We start from the raw sequence: 5,736 nt of genomic DNA, 5'->3' as shown, positions 1-5,736 counted from the left end.
CATGGTTTAAAGAACCGCCGTATACGAGACCCGTACGTACGGTGGTGTGAGAGGCTCTCCGCTAGGTCATTGACCTAGCGGCAGTCTACTCGATTGTGTGCCCGTGCTTTATGTCCGCAGTCTGTCTGTGCGGTTGGGCAGCCATACTCTTTGGCAAGTTTTGGCTTGCGCTTGGGCTTGTGCGACTTGCCAATGTGTATGGATGCGAAGGGTTGGGCATATTGTTTATAATTCTATTGTCAAATTTTCTTTTACAGCGTCCTTGAAAATCTTACTTGTCTTTTGATTGTACAGTGGAAGACCTAGAAGTTTATAGTCTTTATTTTCAGCTTTTAACACTTGTTTCTGTCCGTATTTTTCAGTGATTTGTTCCAGAAATTTTTCTTTCCATCCTTCTTTACTATCCTGAAATCCACCGGAAGCGTCTTTAAATTGTGAACCTTTTGGCTCAATGAAAACCTGATAATAAAGTTTTTTCTGTTTTTCTTTTAAAAACAATAAGAAATCCGGCATGAAGCCACGACCTTTTTCAAAGTCGTAAATTTTGTAAACCTCTTCATTTCTCAACAGATAAACCTGCTCATATTGAGCTTCGAAATTTCCCATAGTATCCTTGAGAAATTCAATTAGACTGCGTTCTTCACTTGTGCCATGAAAACCGTCAAGAACATACCAGTCTTTTTCAACAAGTTCTTTGTGCAAATATTCATTTTCTGGTTCTTCAACAACTGATTTTTCCTTTTTCCAATCAGAATAGTCTTTAAATTTTACTGGTTCAAACTCTGAACCGATGGTTGGATTTGATATGTATTTAAGTTCTGTTGAAACTTTACCAAAAAATGCTACAAGAGCGTAAAGTTGATTTTCATTATCAAGATGTTCAAGTTTTTCAATATGCTTAGGAACTATCAGATTTATAGGAAAATCTCCTAAAAATTCTTCTTTCAGAATATCTTCTAATGAAGAAATAGCCAACTCTTCTTTTAGTTTATTAAACCGTAAAATTGAATTGTCTTTTTTTGCCTGAACATTTATTGCTTTGCGAATAATGTGTTTTTCAAAATCTTTAAGTTTTTTAGATAGGGTATTGCTTTCGCTTTCGCCTGCCTTTAAGCGTGTTTCATCTTCTTTTTTATCTAAAATAACTTTAGTTTCTCTTAATCCGAAACGCTCTATTTTAAATGTGAAATCAAAATCTTTTTTTATTTCTTCAAGTGTTCGTTTTCTTTTAGCCGGATTTTCGATTTGTTTATTGCGATAGAGTTTTACATCTTTCACAAAGTCGGATTCTCCGAAATCAAGTTTTAATTGAAACTTTTTAATGACCTTATCATTTTGAGGAAGCAAGTCCTGTTTTTTTAATTCTCGCTTCAATTCATCAATGTAACGGTGGTCATCATCACTATGGAAATAAAATTCTTCTAATACTCTTAATTCATGGTCAAGGTTATTATCAAATTTCCTTTTTCGCTTCTCTTTGTCTTGATAAGCGAATGGATAATAGCGAACACCTCTACCAATCAATTGTACTTCTGAAACTGTTGCCTGTCCGGCTTTCCTTCCATTACTTGAAGTACCTTCATCACGACCTTCATACAAACGTACAATATCGTAAAGGTTCAACACATCCCAACCTTCGGTTAACCTTTTAACTGTAAATATTGCCCGAATGTGGTTTTCTTTATCTTCTAAGCTATTTAAAAGTCGCTCTGTTTCTTCGTCTGTTTTTTCTTTGGTTTTTGTGCCCGATTTAGAATTTGTTATTATGCAATTACGCTCATGAAAAGCGTATTGCAAGTATTCGATAATATCTTTTATTGAAATATTGTTCTCTTTGATGTACCGCTTTATATCAATAATCCGGCTTTTGCCTTTTTGATAAGTTTCGGTAATATCAAATAATTCTTTTTCATCTACTTCACCTAAAAAGTCAAAATCCGAAGGCGAAAGATTATTTATGATGTCGATAAAATATTTAAAATCTTCCTCTGAATTATTCTCTTTTGATTTATCAATGAATTTGCTTCGGAATAGTATTACAGGTTTAAAATTTGCAAGACCATTTTCAACGGCAACTTTATAACGATACCAGTTAAATAACAAGGCTTGCATAATGCGTTTTTTCTTGTCAAAAGATGATGAAACCAGGTTAATCTCTTTTGTATATCCGGCTTTCAGAAAATCTTTGAGGTCAAATTTGTAAACAGTTTTATCAATGTATTTTTGAACTACTTCTTTGTTAGTTGGTACAGTTGCTGTAAATTCTAAAAGTGCATTATTATTCGGTTCATCCTGTGAGGTTTTGCCCTTCTTCAAAATTAAGTCTATGACTGTATGTTCCCAGCTTTTCTCAATATCTTCCTGACTTGCATTATCCATCAACTCGGTTTTCAAATCAAGTTTCGTTTGCCCGTTTGATTTTTTAGTTGCAGCATTTAAATGATGGGCTTCGTCACCCAGCATAATTAAATCCCGTTTTTGTAAATCTTCTAAAAAGATGCTATCCTCTTTTATAATGTAAACAGCATTATGTAGTTTGTGAATGGAAGTAAAAAGGATTTGAATATCGTCTGTGTCATTTGAAAAATTATCGACCTTTTGAATGTTGACTATTTTTTCATCAATTACAATATTTTTCTTGTACAGATATTTGTTGTGACTTGGGTCTGTGAGGTTATCCTCTGTTTTACCTACAATATTATTTTGATTAACGAAAAAGATAAAATGGCGATGACCTTGTTTGTAATAGTATAAAATTAAGGCAGCCATAAGTAAGGTTTTACCTGTTCCGGTTGCCATATTGAATAAAAGATGTGAGGGATTTATATCTTCTTCTGCCTCTTTTACCTGCTCGTATGTTAAAAAATTAATTAATGCCTCTTCCTGCCATTTAAAAAGTTCATAACGCAAATTATCGGTTATGTATGCCGGGATTTCCGGATATTGTAACCTTAGTTTAAATGCCTTTTCTGGCAGCGTTTCCCATAAATATTTATCGTCTGCCATAATTATATTTGATAAAAGTTTTTGGTTAATGCAATGTCTTTATCAGAAAGCTTAAATCGGCTATCTTCCATATCGCTAACATTCACATAAAGCTGGTTTAGGTCTAACATGCGTGCAAAAATTTCTTTTTGTCTTTCAAGCGATAGATTCTGAAATTCATTTTCATTAACAATCTTTTCTTTAAACTCCCTGACCTTTACATTGTAATTGAGAAAGTATTTTTCATAAAGTTCATCAAAAAGAGCGATAAGTTCTTCTAATGATTTGCATGACATTATTTTGTCAATTGCTTTTTGATTGTTTTTTGCAAGTTCGCAGTACACAAACGAACCGCCACCTTTCCAGTCTACAACTTCACTAATTCCAGTTGAGTCGCCATTAATCACATTTTTTAAACGAATAACAGAATCATTTTCTCCATAATCTAACTGCTCGATTCCTATATATTGTCTTTGATTTTTATGGCAGACAGCCGCTGTAGTTCCACTTCCTAAATGATAATCTAAAATTATATCTTCAGGTTTAGAAAGCATCTCAATAATTCTATTTATTAGAAATTCAGGTTTTTTTCCCCTCAATAATTTAACATCGCCTTCTAAATATAGATTAACAATTGGAATATCATCCCAAATATCGCCCAATGCTTGACTATAAGTTAGGTTGCCCTCATGGTCAGTAATAATTCTATCGGAAAGGAAAACAACTTCTCTTCCATTCCATGCCCATTTTTCTAATCCAGTTGGTGTCGTAATTTTCTGAAGCTTTTTGTTACCTAATGTATTTTTAAAAACATCAGTCTTATTTCTAACTCGGTTAAAAATTAACGAAGCATTTTCAAGCATAAACTCTTCCTTTTGTTCATCGTCTTTGATTTTATGCTTTTTAAATATTTCATTTAGATTAACTACATCCCAATCTTTAGAATTTTGGCTATCATTTTTTACGATATACTTATTATATTCAAAATCCACCCCTTTGGTAGTATACTGTGGTATTATTTTATTTCCAGTTTTTTTCGAATAAATATGTAAATATTCCTTTATTTTAGGTGGTTTCTTATCTATATGTGCCATTTTTTCCCCACTCACATATGACATTTGAACACAGATTGTCGTTAGGAAATTCATTTTGAGGACATTGTCCATTAAGACTTTTAAATAAGCTTGCTCGTTATCATCACATTGAACAACAAGAAACCCATCATTATTTAATAGTTTTTCAGCATTCTTGAATCTATTTGACATAAATGTTAACCATGTTGAATGATTGAATTTATCATTGTATTTAAATTCATCATCTCCAGTATTATATGGTGGGTCAATATAAATTAGTTTTATTTTTCCTTGAAACTGCTCATGTAAAGAGTGTAAAGCCAAAAGATTATTCCCTTTGATAATAAGGTTATCAGTAATTTGTCCTTTTTCATTACGGTTGAAAGAGGTAATTTTATCTTCTCCTTTTTCTGTGTATCGTTTAATATTGGTAAATGCTTTTGGTTCTGTTAAGCGGTCAATTTCATCTTTTGCAAGTATTTGGTTAAAGAAAATTTCTTTACGTTTTGCTTCTTTTTCAATGTAATCTTGTTCGTTTTCGTCATATTCAAAATACGTATCAGTGCCTTCTTCCGTGCTTTGTCCACCTTCCAATACACAATCTTTGTAAGGAAAATCTAAAACTACATCGTCAATATCTTTAAGGAATTTACCACCTGTGCTTAAACCAATCCGGTTAGCGTATTGAGTATATGAGTTGTCAATTTTATTTTCGTCAAGGAAGAATTTAAAGTCATTTTGCTTAAAAACATAAACGTCCTTTACTTTCAGAAAAAACTTTTCTCTCGTTGCCTCTTCATTGAGCAAAAGTTCAATTAGTCCTTCGTCTAAACTGCTGGCATATTCATGTATCAGGTTTCCATTGAGTTCTCCGCTATCATCAACCAGTCTTTTATCTTTTTTCAGGATATTTTCAAGGACGCTTTTAAAATTTTCAGTCATATTTTTATCTCTAATTTTTTAAGTCTCAAATTTACAAATTTCATTTCGGTCTTCTTGTGTGCGCTGGCAAAAATTGCACTCTTTGGCAAGCTTTGGTTTGAGCATCGGCTCGTGGGGCTTGCCAATGTGTGCAATGCGGGTTGGCTATTCCTATTTTCACCAAGTTTTTCAATATGCACGGTCTTTTTTTAGCATGGCACACAACGGTTGGCGGTATGAAAAGTTGCCGATTTCGGGTGATTTCCTATCAATTTACACAAAAGCAGAAGCGGGCTACAACCCTTGAATAACCGACTAACTCGGCAATTTTTTATACCGCGTGTGTGTGCCCTGCATGAGCAGCAGCGCACCCACACTGGAAGTTCTAGAAAAAGATTAAAAATACAAATCTTTTTCAAGTAACCATAAAGTGTGAGGTGAATTTATCCGGAGGGTGTAAGTCCCTTATGCGCGAGGGTGACGCCTCGAAGCATTAGCAAGTGGCAAGCTGGTTTACCGTGAGGTATGCAGTGAAGGAAGCCAACCGGCAAAAGTCTGTACTGACGGACAGGTATTACAGGATTAGCATGTGCTGTAAGGCGCATATGAGGCATGATTGTTCGGGTAAGCAAGCACATCATTGTAAAGCCCAAAGAACACCAAAAGGACAGTTATGTAGATGCGACAGGAATAGACTGAAGGATAAAGCTCTTACCAGGGGATAGCTCCACGTTCACGAGGTGGACATGTGAAGCAG

The 5,736-nt window shown here is 34.2% G+C and carries 2 protein-coding genes; both read right to left on the bottom strand.

Annotated elements, in window-relative coordinates:
- Positions 1–225: 225 nt before the first annotated feature.
- Entirely contained in the window at positions 226–3,006 is a 2,781-nt protein-coding gene (locus BY457_RS18605) for a DEAD/DEAH box helicase family protein (protein ID WP_106154834.1), read from the bottom strand.
- A 2-nt stretch (positions 3,007–3,008) separates the two neighbouring features.
- A complete protein-coding gene (locus BY457_RS18600; RefSeq protein ID WP_106154833.1) occupies positions 3,009–5,000 on the bottom strand; it encodes a site-specific DNA-methyltransferase in 1,992 nt (663 codons plus the stop codon).
- Positions 5,001–5,736 lie beyond the last annotated feature (736 nt).

The organism is Marinilabilia salmonicolor (genome assembly GCF_003003035.1).
In the GTDB taxonomy this organism is placed as follows: Bacteria; Bacteroidota; Bacteroidia; order Bacteroidales; family Marinilabiliaceae; genus Marinilabilia; species Marinilabilia salmonicolor_A.
This window is presented reverse-complemented; position numbering and strand designations above follow the sequence as displayed.

Excerpts from the sequence above, each read along its gene's own strand:
- BY457_RS18600 (WP_106154833.1), bottom strand. The coding sequence starts at position 5,000 with ATGACTGAAAATTTTAAAAGCGTCCTTGAAAATATCCTGAAAAAAGAT.
- BY457_RS18605 (WP_106154834.1), bottom strand. The coding sequence starts at position 3,006 with ATGGCAGACGATAAATATTTATGGGAAACGCTGCCAGAAAAGGCATTT.